General features: G+C 61.5%; 13 protein-coding genes. 8 read left to right on the plus strand and 5 right to left on the minus strand.

Translation table 11 applies throughout. The features are described from left to right. Positions 1 to 21 precede the first annotated feature (21 nt). The 3 genes from H4W01_RS20150 (at position 22) to H4W01_RS20160 (ending at position 3,250) form a co-directional block, all read left to right on the plus strand. Positions 22 to 336: a hypothetical protein gene (locus H4W01_RS20150; protein ID WP_133722784.1), complete on the plus strand. Its 315-nt coding sequence runs from the start codon at positions 22 to 24 to the stop codon at positions 334 to 336. A 33-nt stretch (positions 337 to 369) separates the two neighbouring features. Next, positions 370 to 720: a cupin domain-containing protein gene (locus H4W01_RS20155; RefSeq protein ID WP_209612920.1), complete on the plus strand. Its 351-nt coding sequence runs from the start codon at positions 370 to 372 to the stop codon at positions 718 to 720. A gap of 202 nt (positions 721 to 922) precedes the next feature. After that, a complete protein-coding gene (locus tag H4W01_RS20160) occupies positions 923 to 3,250 on the plus strand; it encodes a nitric-oxide reductase large subunit (RefSeq protein ID WP_137903127.1) in 2,328 nt (775 codons plus the stop codon). Positions 3,251 to 3,448: 198 nt separating this feature from the next. Here the strand turns inward: H4W01_RS20160 and H4W01_RS22945 are convergent, their stop codons facing one another. Further along, entirely contained in the window at positions 3,449 to 3,685 is a 237-nt protein-coding gene (locus H4W01_RS22945) for an SDR family oxidoreductase (protein WP_249340886.1), read from the minus strand. 77 nt (positions 3,686 to 3,762) lie between these two features. On the opposite strand from H4W01_RS22945, the gene H4W01_RS20170 reads away from it, so the two are divergent. From H4W01_RS20170 to H4W01_RS20185, 3 genes are all read left to right on the plus strand, one after another. Beyond that, positions 3,763 to 6,144 carry a heavy metal translocating P-type ATPase gene (locus H4W01_RS20170; protein ID WP_137903126.1) on the plus strand — a complete coding sequence of 794 codons (2,382 nt, stop codon included), beginning with the start codon at positions 3,763 to 3,765 and terminating at the stop codon, positions 6,142 to 6,144. Then, positions 6,141 to 6,527, plus strand: coding sequence for a Cu(I)-responsive transcriptional regulator (cueR, locus tag H4W01_RS20175; RefSeq protein WP_137903125.1), 387 nt, complete (start codon positions 6,141 to 6,143; stop codon positions 6,525 to 6,527). The genes H4W01_RS20170 and cueR overlap by 4 nt, the downstream gene beginning before the upstream one ends. Before the next feature lie 303 nt (positions 6,528 to 6,830). Beyond that, positions 6,831 to 7,007, plus strand: coding sequence for a PAS domain-containing protein (locus H4W01_RS20185; protein WP_140356317.1), 177 nt, complete (start codon positions 6,831 to 6,833; stop codon positions 7,005 to 7,007). A 40-nt stretch (positions 7,008 to 7,047) separates the two neighbouring features. On the opposite strand, the gene H4W01_RS20190 is transcribed toward H4W01_RS20185, so the two are convergent. Together H4W01_RS20190 and H4W01_RS20195 are read right to left on the minus strand one after the other, a co-directional pair. Further along, positions 7,048 to 8,259 (minus strand): MFS transporter, encoded by a 1,212-nt coding sequence (locus H4W01_RS20190; RefSeq protein WP_087978939.1) that lies wholly within the window; start codon positions 8,257 to 8,259, stop codon positions 7,048 to 7,050. Beyond that, on the minus strand, positions 8,256 to 8,888 hold the full coding sequence (locus tag H4W01_RS20195) for a recombinase family protein (RefSeq protein ID WP_029622716.1): 633 nt from the start codon (positions 8,886 to 8,888) through the stop codon (positions 8,256 to 8,258). Before H4W01_RS20195 ends, H4W01_RS20190 begins: the two co-directional genes overlap by 4 nt. A 137-nt stretch (positions 8,889 to 9,025) precedes the next feature. On the opposite strand from H4W01_RS20195, the gene H4W01_RS20200 reads away from it, so the two are divergent. Continuing rightward, entirely contained in the window at positions 9,026 to 11,995 is a 2,970-nt protein-coding gene (locus H4W01_RS20200; protein WP_209612921.1) for a Tn3 family transposase, read from the plus strand. On the opposite strand, the gene H4W01_RS22950 is transcribed toward H4W01_RS20200, so the two are convergent. Continuing rightward, the gene (locus tag H4W01_RS22950; protein WP_443024803.1) at positions 11,984 to 12,175 is read right to left on the minus strand and encodes a hypothetical protein; all 192 of its coding nucleotides are present in this window, start codon (positions 12,173 to 12,175) and stop codon (positions 11,984 to 11,986) included. The two genes, H4W01_RS20200 and H4W01_RS22950, sit on opposite strands and share 12 nt — an antisense overlap. A gap of 75 nt (positions 12,176 to 12,250) precedes the next feature. Continuing rightward, complete coding sequence (locus H4W01_RS20210; RefSeq protein WP_334685375.1) at positions 12,251 to 12,829, minus strand: TetR/AcrR family transcriptional regulator; 579 nt, start codon at positions 12,827 to 12,829, stop codon at positions 12,251 to 12,253. 138 nt (positions 12,830 to 12,967) lie between these two features. Between H4W01_RS20210 and H4W01_RS20215 the strand changes: the two genes are divergently transcribed. Continuing rightward, entirely contained in the window at positions 12,968 to 13,957 is a 990-nt protein-coding gene (locus H4W01_RS20215) for a zinc-dependent alcohol dehydrogenase family protein (protein ID WP_209612923.1), read from the plus strand. Positions 13,958 to 14,003: the final 46 nt, after the last annotated feature.

The raw sequence follows: 14,003 nt of genomic DNA on the forward strand, positions 1-14,003 counted from the left end.
CGATGAAGGAGTCCGACCGTTGTGCCTGATACCGAAAACAGATCGATAGATCCCGAACGCATCGAGGCGGTCGCGCACGCCGTCCATGCGCTTTGCCACGGACGATCCGATGTATCGCTAGCGGCGCATGTGGCGGCGGCGGTCGCCCAGCATTTTGCAGGCACCGCACCGATGACGGATTCTATTCTCGCGCAACGCGCTGCGCTGGAAACGGCCGTAACAAAGAGGGTGGAGCAGCTACAAGAGAGCCAAGCCGAGTCCGACGCAATCGACGAGGCATCGCGGGAATCCTTTCCTGCCAGCGACCCGCCCGCATGGATTTCAGGCCGACATTGACCGCTTCAGACAACGGTAGAAAGATAATTGATCATGGCACTTCATCACGCGCAGCACGGCGAGATCGTACATCTCTCAGGCTTGGGTGTGGGCGTAGATGATGCCCACACGACCGCCCTCGTCAAAACCGAGGCCTTCGAGGCGATCCACCTCCTCGTGCACGCTGGCGCCGTAATCCCGCCGCACCACGTTGCCGGGCAAGCGACGCTCCACTGCCTGCGTGGCAGAGTGCATGTATTGCTCGGAGACGCGAAGGCCATCCTGGAGATCGGCGACTGGATGTATCTCGATCGCGGCGAGGAGCATGGCATCGAAGGCATTGAAGATGGAGCCTTGCTGCTCACGATATTGTTCGAGCACCCAACTGTCTCAACCGTAAGCTGAGCGCATGCGAACTGCGATCATCATCAGCCGTTTTCGGCTGTTCTTTATGAGAGGCACCTTCCACTCTCCGCGCTGCCCTGCCTTCAACCGCCAATGGCGGGGCGTCTATCAGTCTACGGTCAGCTGGGCCCATTTCGGATGTTGAACGTGTGCCGGACCGTTCAACTCTTTCTAACCCTTCGGTTTCGCCAGGAGACGCGCAATGGACGAAGCCGCCCAACCCAAATTTGATCCTGAAGTCAGTCCCTTGTCGAAATGGTGGCTGCGATCGGTCCTGATGGTGATGATCCTTGGCTTTGCGGGGCTTCTGGCGATCACCATGCTCTCCTACCGGAACGCGCCACCCATCCCCGATACCGTGATTGATGCTCACGGAGAGACCCTGTTCACAGGTGATCAGATCCGCTCGGGACAGGCCATATTTCTGCGCTATGGCTTGATGGACAATGGCACGATCTGGGGACATGGGGCCTATCTTGGCCCTGATTTTTCAGCCGAAACGCTGCATCAGATTGGTGAGAGCCTAGCCACCTCCCTGGCACAACAACAATTCGCCAAGGCTTTGAACGCACTTACCCCTATCGAGACAGGGTCGATCCGCGGTCAGGTCGCCGTCACGCTGAAAACCAATCGTTTCGATCCTGCCAGCAACACTCTTCGCCTGACTGCGCCGGAGGCTATTGCCTACCGCGCGCAGACAGCCCGCTGGACATCCTATTTCATCAACCCAGCGCGCAACGGCGGTCTCGCGCCCAAGCTCATCACCGATCCGGCAGAATTGCGCGACTTGACTGCGTTTTTCTGCTGGACGGCCTGGGCGTCGGTCACCGATCGGCCTGGGGCGGATTATTCCTATACCAACAATTTTCCCTATGATCCCGGCGTTGGCAATGTCGCTCCGGCCGGGGCGCTCCTCTGGAGCACGCTTAGTCTGATCGCCCTGCTCGGCGGCATCGCGGCAGTACTGCTTGCATTCGGCAAATTCGATTATCTGGGCTGGATTACGCGGGGCCATAGCGCCACGCCGCAGGTGATCCCGGGACAGGCAAGCCCCGGCCAGCGCGCCCTCGTCAAATTCTTCGTTGTCGTTTCCTTGCTGTTTCTGATGCAGACGCTCGTAGGTGCTGCGGTTGCGCATTATCGCGCCGATCCAGGAAGTTTCTACGGCTTCCAGCTTGAGACTATCTTTCCGAGCAACCTGATGCGCATCTGGCACTTGCAGACCGCAATCTTCTGGATCGCAACGGCCTATGTAGCCGCCGCGCTGTTTTTGGGCCGCTCGCTGCGCGCCGACGAACCCCGCTGGCTGCCCGCAGCCATCCATCTTCTGTTCGCGGCTTTCGCCATCGTCATCGGCGCCAGTCTCCTTGGCGAATGGGCGGGCATCTCCGGGTGGCTTGGCGACTGGTGGTTCCTGTTCGGAAACCAGGGCTGGGAATATCTCGAGATCGGCCGCTTCTGGCAGTATCTGCTCGTTGTGGGACTATTGGCGTGGTTCGCGCTGCTCTGGCGGATTGCGCGGCCCAGCCAGGTCTCCAACGTCCATGCACGGCCGATCGCCCGGATGTTTCTGTTCGGCGCGCTGGCCATCCCCGTCTTCTACGTTCCCGCCCTCTTTTTTGGCGCCAAGACCAACTTTACCGTGGTCGATACCTGGCGCTTCTGGATCATCCATCTGTGGGTTGAAGGATTCTTCGAATTCTTCGCAACCACCGTAGTCGCGCTGATGTTGTTCCAATTGGGCCTCACGGGCCGGAACACAGCGCTGCGGGTAATTTATCTCGACGCGATCCTCTATTTCCTCGGCGGGCTGATGGGGACGGGGCATCACTGGTATTTTTCAGGACAGACCCAGATCAACATGGCGGCATCAGCGCTTTTCTCCGCGCTGGAGGTCGTGCCTCTGACATTGCTGACGCTCGACGCATGGGATTTTGTCCGCACGACGCGCAGCGAAACCGACAAAAGTGGCGTCGCCTCGGCGCTACCCCATAAATGGACGTTTTATTTCCTCATGGCCGTGGGATTCTGGAATTTCCTCGGCGCCGGAGTCTTCGGATTCATGATTAATCTGCCGATCGTGAGCTATTATGAGGTTGGAACCATCCTGACGCCCAATCATGGCCATGCCGCTATGATGGGCGTCTTCGGCATGCTAGCCCTTGCCCTGATGGTGTTTGTGCTACGCCAGACGACTGACGTCGCGCGCTGGCCGAGCATCGAGAGATACGTCCGCATCGGGTTCTGGGGGAGCAACATCGGGCTCGCCTTGATGGTAATCCTGAGCTTGTTCCCTGCCGGAGTTTTGCAGGTATGGGATGTGCTGCAACATGGCTATTGGCACGCACGAAGCATCGCTTACACTGGCAGCAATATCGCGCGGCAGCTCGAATGGATGCGCTTACCCGCCGATCTGATCTTCATCATTTTTGGCGCCATTCCACTGATGATCGCTGCGCTGAAGGCCTATTGGGGGCTCTACATCAGGCCGCTCGATTCTCTTCAGATTAAGCTGCCCCCTCCACACTGACAGTCACTCCATTTGCCGAGTGTCGGATTGGTTCTCGTGGAGCAGCCAATTCTGCTATCCAGCCAGCTGCTGAGCGCGCAGGCATCAATCAGACCTTACGGAGCAAATAATGCGGACCGCTCTGTGGGGAAGCCCGCCCAGGACCTTGAGAATGGCCTATGTGCTCTCGAGAACGCTATCAGAGTCGCCTTGTCGCGGTCAGAGCGACCGTCCGCCATCGACCGAGATAGATGCACCAGTGACGAACGCACCAAGGTCGGTGCTCATCCAGAGCACGGCGTCGGCGATCTCCTCCGGCTTGCCCAGTCGGCCAAACGCCGCGAGGTCGATCGCCAGTCCGTTGATCTGCAGCGCGATGCGCTGATCGCGACAGGGGCGTAGATGAGCGGTACGTGTATTCGGCCAGTTCGCCGCGATGACGCCCCTCGCCGCCAAATAGATAATTACTCGCGGCCCTTGACCCTGACACGATGTCAAACCCTAGATAGGGGGCGTCGATAAGGAGAACGGGAATGTCCGAGCCAAAATCCACGGCACATGACAGCCAAAATCATGTCTGCTGCGCGGGTCACGCGAAGAATGCGGTCGATCCCGCGGGTTCTCAGCAAGCCGTCGATCCTGTTTGCGGGATGACCGTCGATCCGGCGACGACTCAGCATCACGCCGAACATGACAGCACGGCCTATCATTTCTGCAGTGCCGGCTGCCGCGCCAAGTTCGTTACCGACCCGGCACGCTATCTTTCGAAGGGCGGGCAATCGCAGCCGGAAGTGTCTACGACCGCGATCTGGACCTGTCCGATGCATCCCGAAATCCGTCGGCCGGGACCAGGAGCCTGTCCGATCTGCGGCATGGCGCTCGAACCCGAGGTCGCGACGGCCGAGGCCGGACTCAGTCCCGAACTCGTCGATATGACGCGGCGCTTCTGGATCGCTCTGGCGCTCACTGCGCCCGTGTTCCTGCTCGAGATGGGCGGGCATCTGTTCCCGGCACTGCACCACCTCGTCTCCGAGCGGATATCGGGCTGGATCCAGTTCGCGCTGGCGACCCCCGTTGTGATCTGGGCGGGCTGGCCGTTTTTTGAGCGCGGCTGGGCATCGCTCCAGACGCGAAACCTCAACATGTTTACGCTGATCGCGATGGGAACAGGGGTCGCCTGGGCTTATAGCGTGGTGGCAACGCTCGCACCCGGTATATTCCCTGCGGCGTTCCGCATGATGGACGGTACGGTCGCGATCTATTTCGAGGCCGCTGCGGTCATCACCGTCCTTGTGCTTCTCGGACAGGTTTTGGAATTGCGCGCCCGCGAGCGCACCTCGGGTGCGATCAAGGCGCTCCTCAATCTCGCGCCGAAGACCGCCCGCCGGATCATGGCAGACGGTGGCGACGAGGAAGTCGCGGTCGACCTGATCGCCGTGGGCGACAGACTGCGCATTCGCCCCGGCGAAAAGGTGCCCGTGGATGCCGTGGTTGAGGATGGCCGCTCTTCGATCGACGAGTCGATGGTCACAGGCGAATCCATGCCGGTGACGAAAACTGTCGATGCTCATGTGGTCGCGGGAACGATGAACCAGACCGGATCGCTCATCGTGCGGGCCGACAAGGTTGGCCGCGATACGATGCTGGCGCGGATCGTCCAGATGGTGGCGGACGCGCAGCGTTCGCGCGCGCCGATCCAGCGCATGGCCGACAAGGTCGCGGGCTGGTTTGTCCCGGCGGTGCTCGGCGTCGCGCTGCTCTCGTTCGCAATATGGGCGATATGGGGTCCGGAGCCGCGACTGGCGCATGGCCTTGTAGCCGCTGTCGCGGTGCTGATCATCGCCTGCCCCTGCGCCCTGGGCCTCGCGACGCCGATGTCGATCATGGTCGGTATCGGCCGGGGTGCGGGCCTTGGCGTCCTGATCAAGAATGCCGAGGCGCTGGAGCGTATGGAGAAGGTCGATACGATCGTCGTCGACAAGACCGGCACGCTGACCGAAGGGCGACCTTCGGTGACAAGCATCGTGGCGATGGATGGCTTTTCGGAGCACGATCTTCTTCGTCTTGCGGCGAGCGTCGAGCGGGCGTCGGAGCATCCCCTGGCGCTCGCGATCGTTGCGGCCGCGAAGGATCGTGGCATCCCAGTTCCCGAGGTCTCCGACTTCGACTCGCCCACGGGCAAGGGCGCGGTCGGCACCGTGGACGGCAAGCGCATCTTTCTGGGCGGCGCGGCCTATCTCCAAGAGAGTGGCATCGACGTGTCGCCAGCGGCAGCAAGGGCCGATGAGTTGCGGGCGGACGGGGCGACGGCGATTTTTGCCGCCATTGACGGCCGGGTCGCCGGGATCCTGGCCATTGCCGATCCGATCAAGACGACTACGGCGAAGGCGCTGGTCGCCTTGCGGAAGGAGGGCGTGCGCGTGGTCATGCTGACGGGCGACAACCGGACGACCGCCGAGGCGGTGGCCCGGAAACTCGGCATCGACGCGGTTGAAGCAGAGGTGCTGCCCGAACAAAAGAGCGCCGTCGTCCTGCGCCTGCAACGTGAAGGCCATGTCGTCGCCATGGCCGGCGATGGGGTGAACGACGCGCCGGCGCTGGCGGCAGCGGACGTCGGCATTGCCATGGGCTCGGGCACCGATGTTGCCATTGAAAGCGCCGGAATAACGCTACTCAAGGGCGATCTCAATGGCATCGTGCGGGCGCGACGGCTGAGCGAGGCGACGATGGCCAACATCCGCCAGAACCTGTTCTTCGCCTTCATCTACAATGCGGCTGGCGTCCCCATTGCCGCCGGGCTTCTATACCCAGTCTTCGGCATCGTTCTGTCGCCAGTGATCGCCGCTGCCGCGATGGCCCTGTCATCGGTCAGCGTCGTCACCAACGCGCTGCGTCTCAATCGGGTAAAGCTGTGAACATCGGCGGCGCGGCGGCGGCGAGCGGGGTCTCGCAGCGGATGATCCGCCACTACGAGAAGATCGGGCTTATCCCGTCGCCACCGCGACGTGACAGCGGATATCGTGACTATTCGGAAGCGGACATACATCGCCTGCAGTTTATCGCGAATGCCCGGGATCTGGGATTTCCGATCGAGGAAATCCGCGTGTTGCTCGATCTCTGGTCCGATCGCGATCGCGCCAGCGCCGAGGTCAAGGCGCTGGCGGAATCGCGCGCCGCAGACCTCGGTCGGAAGGCGGATGCGCTCAACGCCATGCGCGGAGCATTGCTAGACTTGGCGAAAGACTGCCACGGCAATGATCGACCAGAATGTCCGATACTCACGCGTTTGGCTTCCTGACGCTCCAGCTCGTCGAGAAGCGTGCCAATCAGCATGGGGCCAGTCGCTCCGATCGGATGACCGAGCGCGGATGCGGGACCACCGATAGCAAGCTCGAAGATCCAATGTCGTCGCCTAAAATAGGGTAAGCATAGGCAAGGCGTCGGCAGCGTGGTAGGTTGATTTATCACCCGACCTCCTCTGCAGGCGTCCTGTGACAGAGGGATCATCGTGCCTTCGCCTGCAAGTGCAAGGCCGGACAATGACGTTTGCCGAATCCCTCAACATCGCAACGGGCTGACCGGAGTGCCGACAACACTTCCTGTGCGGAACCTCGAAGAGGCGAATCTGCTCGCTCATGCGATTGTGAACACGATCCCCGAGCCCTTTCTCGTCCTCGACGCCGATCTACGGGTGCTTGAGGCAAGCCGCTCCTTCTACGAGATTTTCAAGGTTGCGCCTGGGCAGACGCAGGGCTGCCTGCTCTATGGGGACCGGTGAGAAAAGGCCCAAAAACGTACGCTAAGCATCACGTCCAGCCTCAGCGGCTGCGGTGGCCAATGCTTCCCCCTCCGGCCGCCACCAGTGCGACGACACCCGACAGGATGTATGCGATGAGGACACGCGCTGGTCCAAGCAGGCCGCCAATTGCAAACCCGCTACCCTCGCTGATGCGGGTTCCAGCACCATAAAGCGCGGCGGCGCGGCCGTGGAGCTCGGGCCTCACAGTGGTATGTAGGATCGTGCGAACCGATACGTTGTAGATGGCATTGCCCGCACCGCCGATGAGGAACGCCATGGCGACGACCGCCAGGGGAAGCGATGGGGCGAGCGCACCGGTCAGACCTATTGCCAGAAATGAAGCCGCGATGCTTCCCAGTCCGACAAGGGCCGTCCAGCGGGCGTTACGTTCGACATAGCCACCCGCGGCCCATGCAGAGATGAGATAGGCTCCTGCCCAGACGGCAATGAACGCCCCGTATGCGAACGGACCTCGGCTGAGAACGTTGGTTACGAGAAACACATAGACACCGTCCGCAATCGCGAGCGCCATAATAACGACCCAGAAACTGGCGAGCAGAAGCATGATGCGTCGCTGGCGGGCAATCGGCGCATAGCCCCGGAACACGGCCACCGGCGTCCAGCCAGGATTGTCGGCATCGGGTGCGCCCGGCCGGCTGAGGTGGGAGAGTACGATGACGAGCCCAAGCAGCAGGAAGCTGGCTGCGTCGAAGAGAAGCGCAACTGCGGTACCGCCGGACGCGACCAGCAGCCCACCCGCGAGCGGCCCGAACACGGAGCCGCCGCCACTCGCGAACTCGGTCGCGGCATTAACGCGGGCAACCGAAAGCCCGGCCGCCCGGCCCACGATCGGTACCAGCGTGAACGTCGCGGCACCGCTAAACGCGAACAGGAAGCTGAGCATGGCCGCGCCGGTGAGCGCTGCGGTCACGCCTCCTGTGAACGCGATCACGCCCGAGACGAACGCCTGCGCCAACGAGGTCGCGGCGAGGATTTTTGCAGCATCGTGGTGATCGACCAGCTTGCCCGCGTACGGCGCGACCAAAGCACCGGGCAGCAGAAGCGCAATCAGCAGGGCTGCTATTTGCGGACCAGAGCCGGCCGGAGCTACCCGGAACACGAGCGCCACCTGCGTAATCTCATCGCCGATGGTGGATGCGAGAAGCACACCGAAGAGGAGACGTTCAAACCCTGGGCGAAGCGCAATTGTCTCAGAGATCGGTTGGCTCACGACGTGCGGTTTCGTCGAGCAAGCAGCTTCTCACCGTCCGGTCTAATCCGCCCATCGGGCGTGACATGCCGGTAGAGCGTCTGCCGAGTGACGCCCAACTCGGCACATAGCTCGGCAACTTTGGTTTCAGGCTTTCCCATAGCCGCCTGTGCAAGCCGTAGCTTGGCCGGTGTCATCTTAAACGGTCGTCCGCCCTGCCGGCCGCGGGCACGCGCGGACGCGAGCCCCGCCTTGGTGCGTTCGACGATCAACTCGCGCTCGAACTCCGCCAGCCCTGCGAAGATGGCGAAGATCAGTCGGCCGTTTGCGGTGGTGGTATCGATCGAAGCACCTTCACCAGTCAGCACCTTTAGTCCGACTCCGCGTTTGGTGAGGTCGCCGACTGTGTTCACCAAATGCCGCAAATCGCGCCCGAGCCGGTCGAGCTTCCAAATGACGAGTGTATCGCCAGAGCGCAGCGCCTTGAGACCGGCCGCAAGCCCGGGACGATCATCGCGGCGGCCTGAAGCCGTATCCTGATAGATGTGGTCGGGATCGACGCCAGCCACCAGCAGGGCATCGCGCTGCAAGTCGTGGAGCTGGCTGCCGTCGGCTTTCGAGACCCGCGCGTAGCCGATGAGTGTTGTCACATATACGTCCGTTTATAGAGCGCAGTTGCCAGCACCCTGCCACTGCATAGGATAGTGTCACATAATCCGTCATTTTGTCTATGGATGATAAAGGGTTCTCAATATGAATAAGTGACACGTGAAATCGGGAATCGCACATGGCGGGCAAAACCATCCTCACTCCCGGGCAGCGGGCTGCGCTGTTCGATCCCCCGACAGACCCTTCCATCATTGAGCGGGTCTACACGCTGGGCAGTGCGGAGCTGGCGGAGATCTTTCGTCGGCGTCGTCCCGCTAACCGGATCGGCTTTGCCGTCCAGCTTTGCTATTTACGAGAACCGGGGCGAGCCCTTCGTGGCGATGAGGCACCGCCCTTGCCGATGCTGGCGCTGCTCGCCGAACAGATCACCTGCACAGTCAGTGATTTTGACCTCTATGCAGATCGATCCCCGACGCTGCGCGAACATCGCGCTCAAGCAGAAGCGTGGCTGGGCATGCGCCCGTTCGTGGTTTCAGATAGGCGTGCCCTGTTCGAAATCGCCGTCGATGTGGCTGCATCGACAGACAGGGGCGAAGCGATCGTCGCGGCAATGATGCGGGCCATGCGCGACAACAATGTTACCTTGCCGGCAAGCGATACCTTTGAACGTATTGCTTTGGTCGCCCGCGCCCGTGCGCGAAAATCGGCCTATTCCGGAATTGCGCACGGCCTTTCGGGCGACCAAAAAGACAATCTCGCACAATTGCTGATCGCGGGCCCAGTTCTTGGCCGGACGACGTTGGCCTGGCTGCGCGAATATCCGGAAGCCCCGAGCGCCGGCAACCTCGCCGCAGTGATTGCAAGGCTGGAAATAACGCGGGGTCTGGCCATCGAGCCGGAGCGAGCCCGTACCATTCACGCCAATCGCTATGCCGTTATGGCACGCGAAGCGGCAATTATGAGCGCACAGCATTTGTCGAGGCTGGATGAAATCCGCCGTACCGCGACACTCTGCGCGTTCGCCATCGAAATTGAGGTGGCCCTGACCGATGCCGCCGTCTTCATGATGGAAAAAATGATCGGGTCGTTGTTTCGCCGCGCCGCTCGATCACGCTCCGACCGGCTTGTCGAGGAAGCTGGCCGCCTGAAGGAAATTGGCAAAATCTATGCAGCCCTCGGACGCCTGTTGATCGAAGGGCGCTGGAATCCCGAAGATCCCAGGGATGCAATTGACCGGGAAATTGGATGGACGAACATCGAGCGCAGCGTTCGCGAAACCGAGTTGCTCACTGGTGGGAGCGAAGATGGCCTTGAGGATGTGCTTGAACGCTATCCATCGGTACGACGTTTCGCCCCTTCTTTTCTGGCGGCCTTTACGTTCAGGGCAGCGAAGTCGAACGAACCCGTTCTCGCGGCACTCGCTATTCTCAATGACATGTATGCGGCCAACCGGCGCGCTCTTCCGCCCAACGTGCCCCTAGGGTTTCTTCGGGTTCGCTGGCGCAAGCTCGTTCTTCAGGACGGCACGGTGGATCGCCGGGCCTATGAGATCGCAGTCATTGTGCATTTGCGGGAGCGCTTGGCGTCGGGCGCGATCTGGGTCGAGGGCAGCCGGGCATATCGGACGCTGAGTGACTATTTGCTCCCAAAGTCCGCGTTCGAAACGATGCTCCTCGAGCAGTATGTCCCCGTCGCGGTCGATACCTCATTTGCTGCTTGGCTCGCCGATCGACGCCAAAGGCTCGGTGCGCGCATGGCCGAGGTCAACCGCAAAGCGTTGAAAGGCCAATTGCCCGACGTAACCCTCGACGCTGGCGGTCTCAAAATTTCCCCGCTCCGCAACACCGTTCCCGAAGAAGCCGAGGAACTCAAAGCCCAGCTTTACGGCCTATTGCCGCGGATCCGCATCACCGATCTGCTCTCCGAAGTCGCGGTATCGACAAGGTTTGGAGATCGCTTCGCTCACGTGCGCAGCGGCGAGCCGCCCCAGGATGGGCCAGCCTTGATGGCAGCCATCCTGGCCGATGCCACCAATCTCGGGTTGGGGCGCATGGCAGAAAGTTCGCAAGGGTTGACCCACGCCCGCCTGATCTGGACCGCGCAGTGGCACATCCGCGACGAAACCTATGCGGCCGCTCTGGCGGCTATCGTCGATTACCATCATGTTCTGCCTCATTCGGCGATCTGGGGACCGGGCACCGGGTCGTCGTCAGATGGTCAGTTTTACCGCGCCGGCGCCAAGGGCGAAGGCCGCGCCGACTACAATGCCAAATACGGCTCAGAGTCCGGGGTCCTATTCTACACCCACGTGTCAGACCGCTATGCTCCATTTTACAACAAGGTCATCGCCGCCAATGCTGGCGAGGCGGCGCATGTGATCGATGGGCTGCTCAACCATGAGAGCCAACTGGAGATCAAGGAGCATGCCACCGACACCGCCGGCGCTGTCGATCATGTGTTCGGGCTTTGCCATTTGCTGGGGTTCCGGTTTGCCCCGCGTATTCGCGACCTCAGCGAGCGACGGCTCTACACGTTTACGCCCAGCGCCGAATTCGCCGCGCTCGATCAATTGATCGGCGGGACCATCAATGTGAAGGCCATCGAGGATGACTGGAAGGAGGTGCTGCATCTGGCCGCGTCAATCCGCACCGGCACAGTCAGCGCGTCCGTCATGCTGAAGAAGCTCGCGGGCTATTCGCGGCAGAATTCATTGTCACGGGCGCTGCGGGAAATTGGCCGTGTAGAACGATCTCTGTTCATGCTCGACTGGCTTGATGACATCGATCTGCGCCGCCGCACCAACGCCAATCTCAACAAAGGTGAGGCCCGCAACGCCCTGGCCCGTGCCGTATTCTTCAATCGGCTCGGTGAGATACGGGATCGCACATTTGAAAATCAGCGGCACCGGGCCTCGGGCCTCAATCTCGTATCGGCGTCGATCATCCTGTGGAACACCGTCTATCTGGGGCGAGCGGCAGATTATCTTCGACGGCAAGGCCGCGATATCGACGATGCATTGCTCAGCCATGCGGCGCCCTTGGGCTGGGAGCACATCAGCCTCACGGGCGATTACCTCTGGAGTGATATGAAATTGCCGGAAGATGGATTCCGTCCATTACGCACACAAAACCGCCAGTCAGAAGCTTAGCGTACGTTTACGACCAGATTCTGCGATGCCCCCTGTATCGACGAGCGTCATACCCAGCTCGACACCGGCGCGCAGCGCGGCGATTTCATCGGATCGCCGCTCGGCACGCTCACCCATCTTCCAGGTGCCTTGACCCATTGAAGGAACCACTTCCCCGCCGGGCAATGTCACGTGTTTCATGTGCTTTCGTCCTATGAGATGAGTTCGACTGTTCGGTCGCGGGAGGCGGATTGGCAGATGACCACCATGTAACGATCATATCCCGGCCGGCCATCGATCGAGTGCCATTTTGGCGATGGAGAGCAGTTCGTTGATCGTAGCGCCGTCGCGCGCCTGAACGGACATGCCTTCCATGACCGTATTGATGAATTTGCCTAGCACGGCCGGATCGGTGTTGGCCGCAAGCTCGCCCTGCGCGGCGCCGCGTTGCAGACGCTCGATCAGGAGGGCCTCCGCCGCGATACGCTTGTCGCGCAGCAGGCATTCGATGGCGGCGGACGCCGGCGAAACGGCTACCGCTGCCGAATACATGAAGCAGCCGGCCGGCGTTCCAGGTTCCGAGAATGATGACGCCGCTCGTTCCAGCAGGCCTTTGACGGCCTCGTAGGTGGACAACGCCGGATCGTTGATGGGTGCATAGAGGTGGACGCTGAACGTCGCGGCGTAGCGCTCGATCACCGCCGCAAACAGCCCCGCCTTGTTGTCAAACGCTGCATAGAGACTGGCGGCGGCGACGCCAGTCTCCGCCACCAGATCGGCCATCGATGTCGCCTCGTAGCCGCGCTGCCAGAACAGCCGCACCGCCTTGTCGAGCGCAGCGTCAGTGTCGAACACACGAGGGCGACCTGCGCGGCGACGGGCTTTCGTCTCTGTCATCTCTGGTGCACGATATAGAACGATCGATAAATAATATCTTGAAACTGGTGGTCCGCTCCCTTACAGAACGATCATTCAATAATCAAGGAGTTTCCAATGAGCCGCATCGTCCGTATCCACGAATATGGCGACGCCAGCGTCCTCAGGATTGAAGATGTGGCAGTCCCCGCGCCCGCGGCCGACGAAGTGCAGATCGCGGTGAAGGCGATAGGCATAAACCGCGCCGAGGTGATGTTCCGCAACCATGCCTACCTTCAGGAAGCCGAGTTCCCGAGCCGCCTTGGCTATGAGGCTGCCGGCACTGTCGTTACGGTCGGCGCGGACGTGACCGGGTTTGCGGAAGGCGAAGCCGTCAGCGTCATCCCCCCGCTCGATATCGCGCGCTGGGGCACTTATGGCGAGGTCGCCAACGTGCCCGCCCGCCTCGTCGTCAAGCATCCGGCGGCGCTGTCGTTCGAGGAAGCGGCGGCCGTGTGGATGCAGTATGTCACCGCCTGGGGTGCGCTGGTGGAGCAGGCGAAACTCGGCGAGGGCGATTTCGTCATCGTCACTGCTGCCTCCAGCAGCGTCGGCCTTGCTGCCTTCCAGATTGCGCGGATGGTCGGCGCGACGGTAATCGCGACGACGCGTACCGGTGCCAAGCGCCAGGCCCTGATCGATGCCGGTGCACATCATGTCGTCGCGACCGGGGAAGAGGATCTGGTAGCGAGGGTGATGGAGATAACCGATGGTCAGGGTGCGCGCGTGGTGCTCGATCCGGTCGGAGGCCCGTCGTTCGAGCCGCTGACCGAGAGCATGACACGCGGCGGCATCCTGCTCGAATATGGCGCGCTCAGCGGCGAACCGACGCCGTTCCCGTTGTTCTCCGTGCTGGGCAAGAGCCTCACGCTCAAGGGGTATCTCTACAGCGAGATCGTCTCGGACGATGCCGCCCTCGATCGCGCCAAGGCGTTCATCGTGGCGGGTCTGGAATCGGGCGCGCTCAAGCCGCGGATCGCGCGCACTTTCCCGCTCGACGCCATCCAGGACGCTCACCGCTTCCTCGAATCGAACGACCAGATCGGCAAGGTCGTCGTTACGGTCTGACCGGCATACCGGGGGGAGTGAGCGATCGCTCCCCCCTTCCTCGACA

It is taken from the genome of Sphingomonas sp. PL20 (genome assembly GCF_017875905.1).
Taxonomy (GTDB): domain Bacteria; phylum Pseudomonadota; class Alphaproteobacteria; order Sphingomonadales; family Sphingomonadaceae; genus Sphingomonas; species Sphingomonas echinoides.

What these genes read in the sequence shown, in the direction of transcription:
- H4W01_RS20155 (WP_209612920.1), top strand. Translation starts at nt 370, where the DNA reads ATGGCACTTCATCACGCGCAGCACGGCGAGATCGTACATCTCTCAGGC.
- H4W01_RS20160 (WP_137903127.1), top strand. Translation starts at nt 923, where the DNA reads ATGGACGAAGCCGCCCAACCCAAATTTGATCCTGAAGTCAGTCCCTTG.
- H4W01_RS20170 (WP_137903126.1), top strand. Translation starts at nt 3,763, where the DNA reads ATGTCCGAGCCAAAATCCACGGCACATGACAGCCAAAATCATGTCTGC.
- H4W01_RS20200 (WP_209612921.1), top strand. Translation starts at nt 9,026, where the DNA reads ATGGCGGGCAAAACCATCCTCACTCCCGGGCAGCGGGCTGCGCTGTTC.
- H4W01_RS22950 (WP_443024803.1), bottom strand. Translation starts at nt 12,175, where the DNA reads ATGAAACACGTGACATTGCCCGGCGGGGAAGTGGTTCCTTCAATGGGT.
- H4W01_RS20215 (WP_209612923.1), top strand. Translation starts at nt 12,968, where the DNA reads ATGAGCCGCATCGTCCGTATCCACGAATATGGCGACGCCAGCGTCCTC.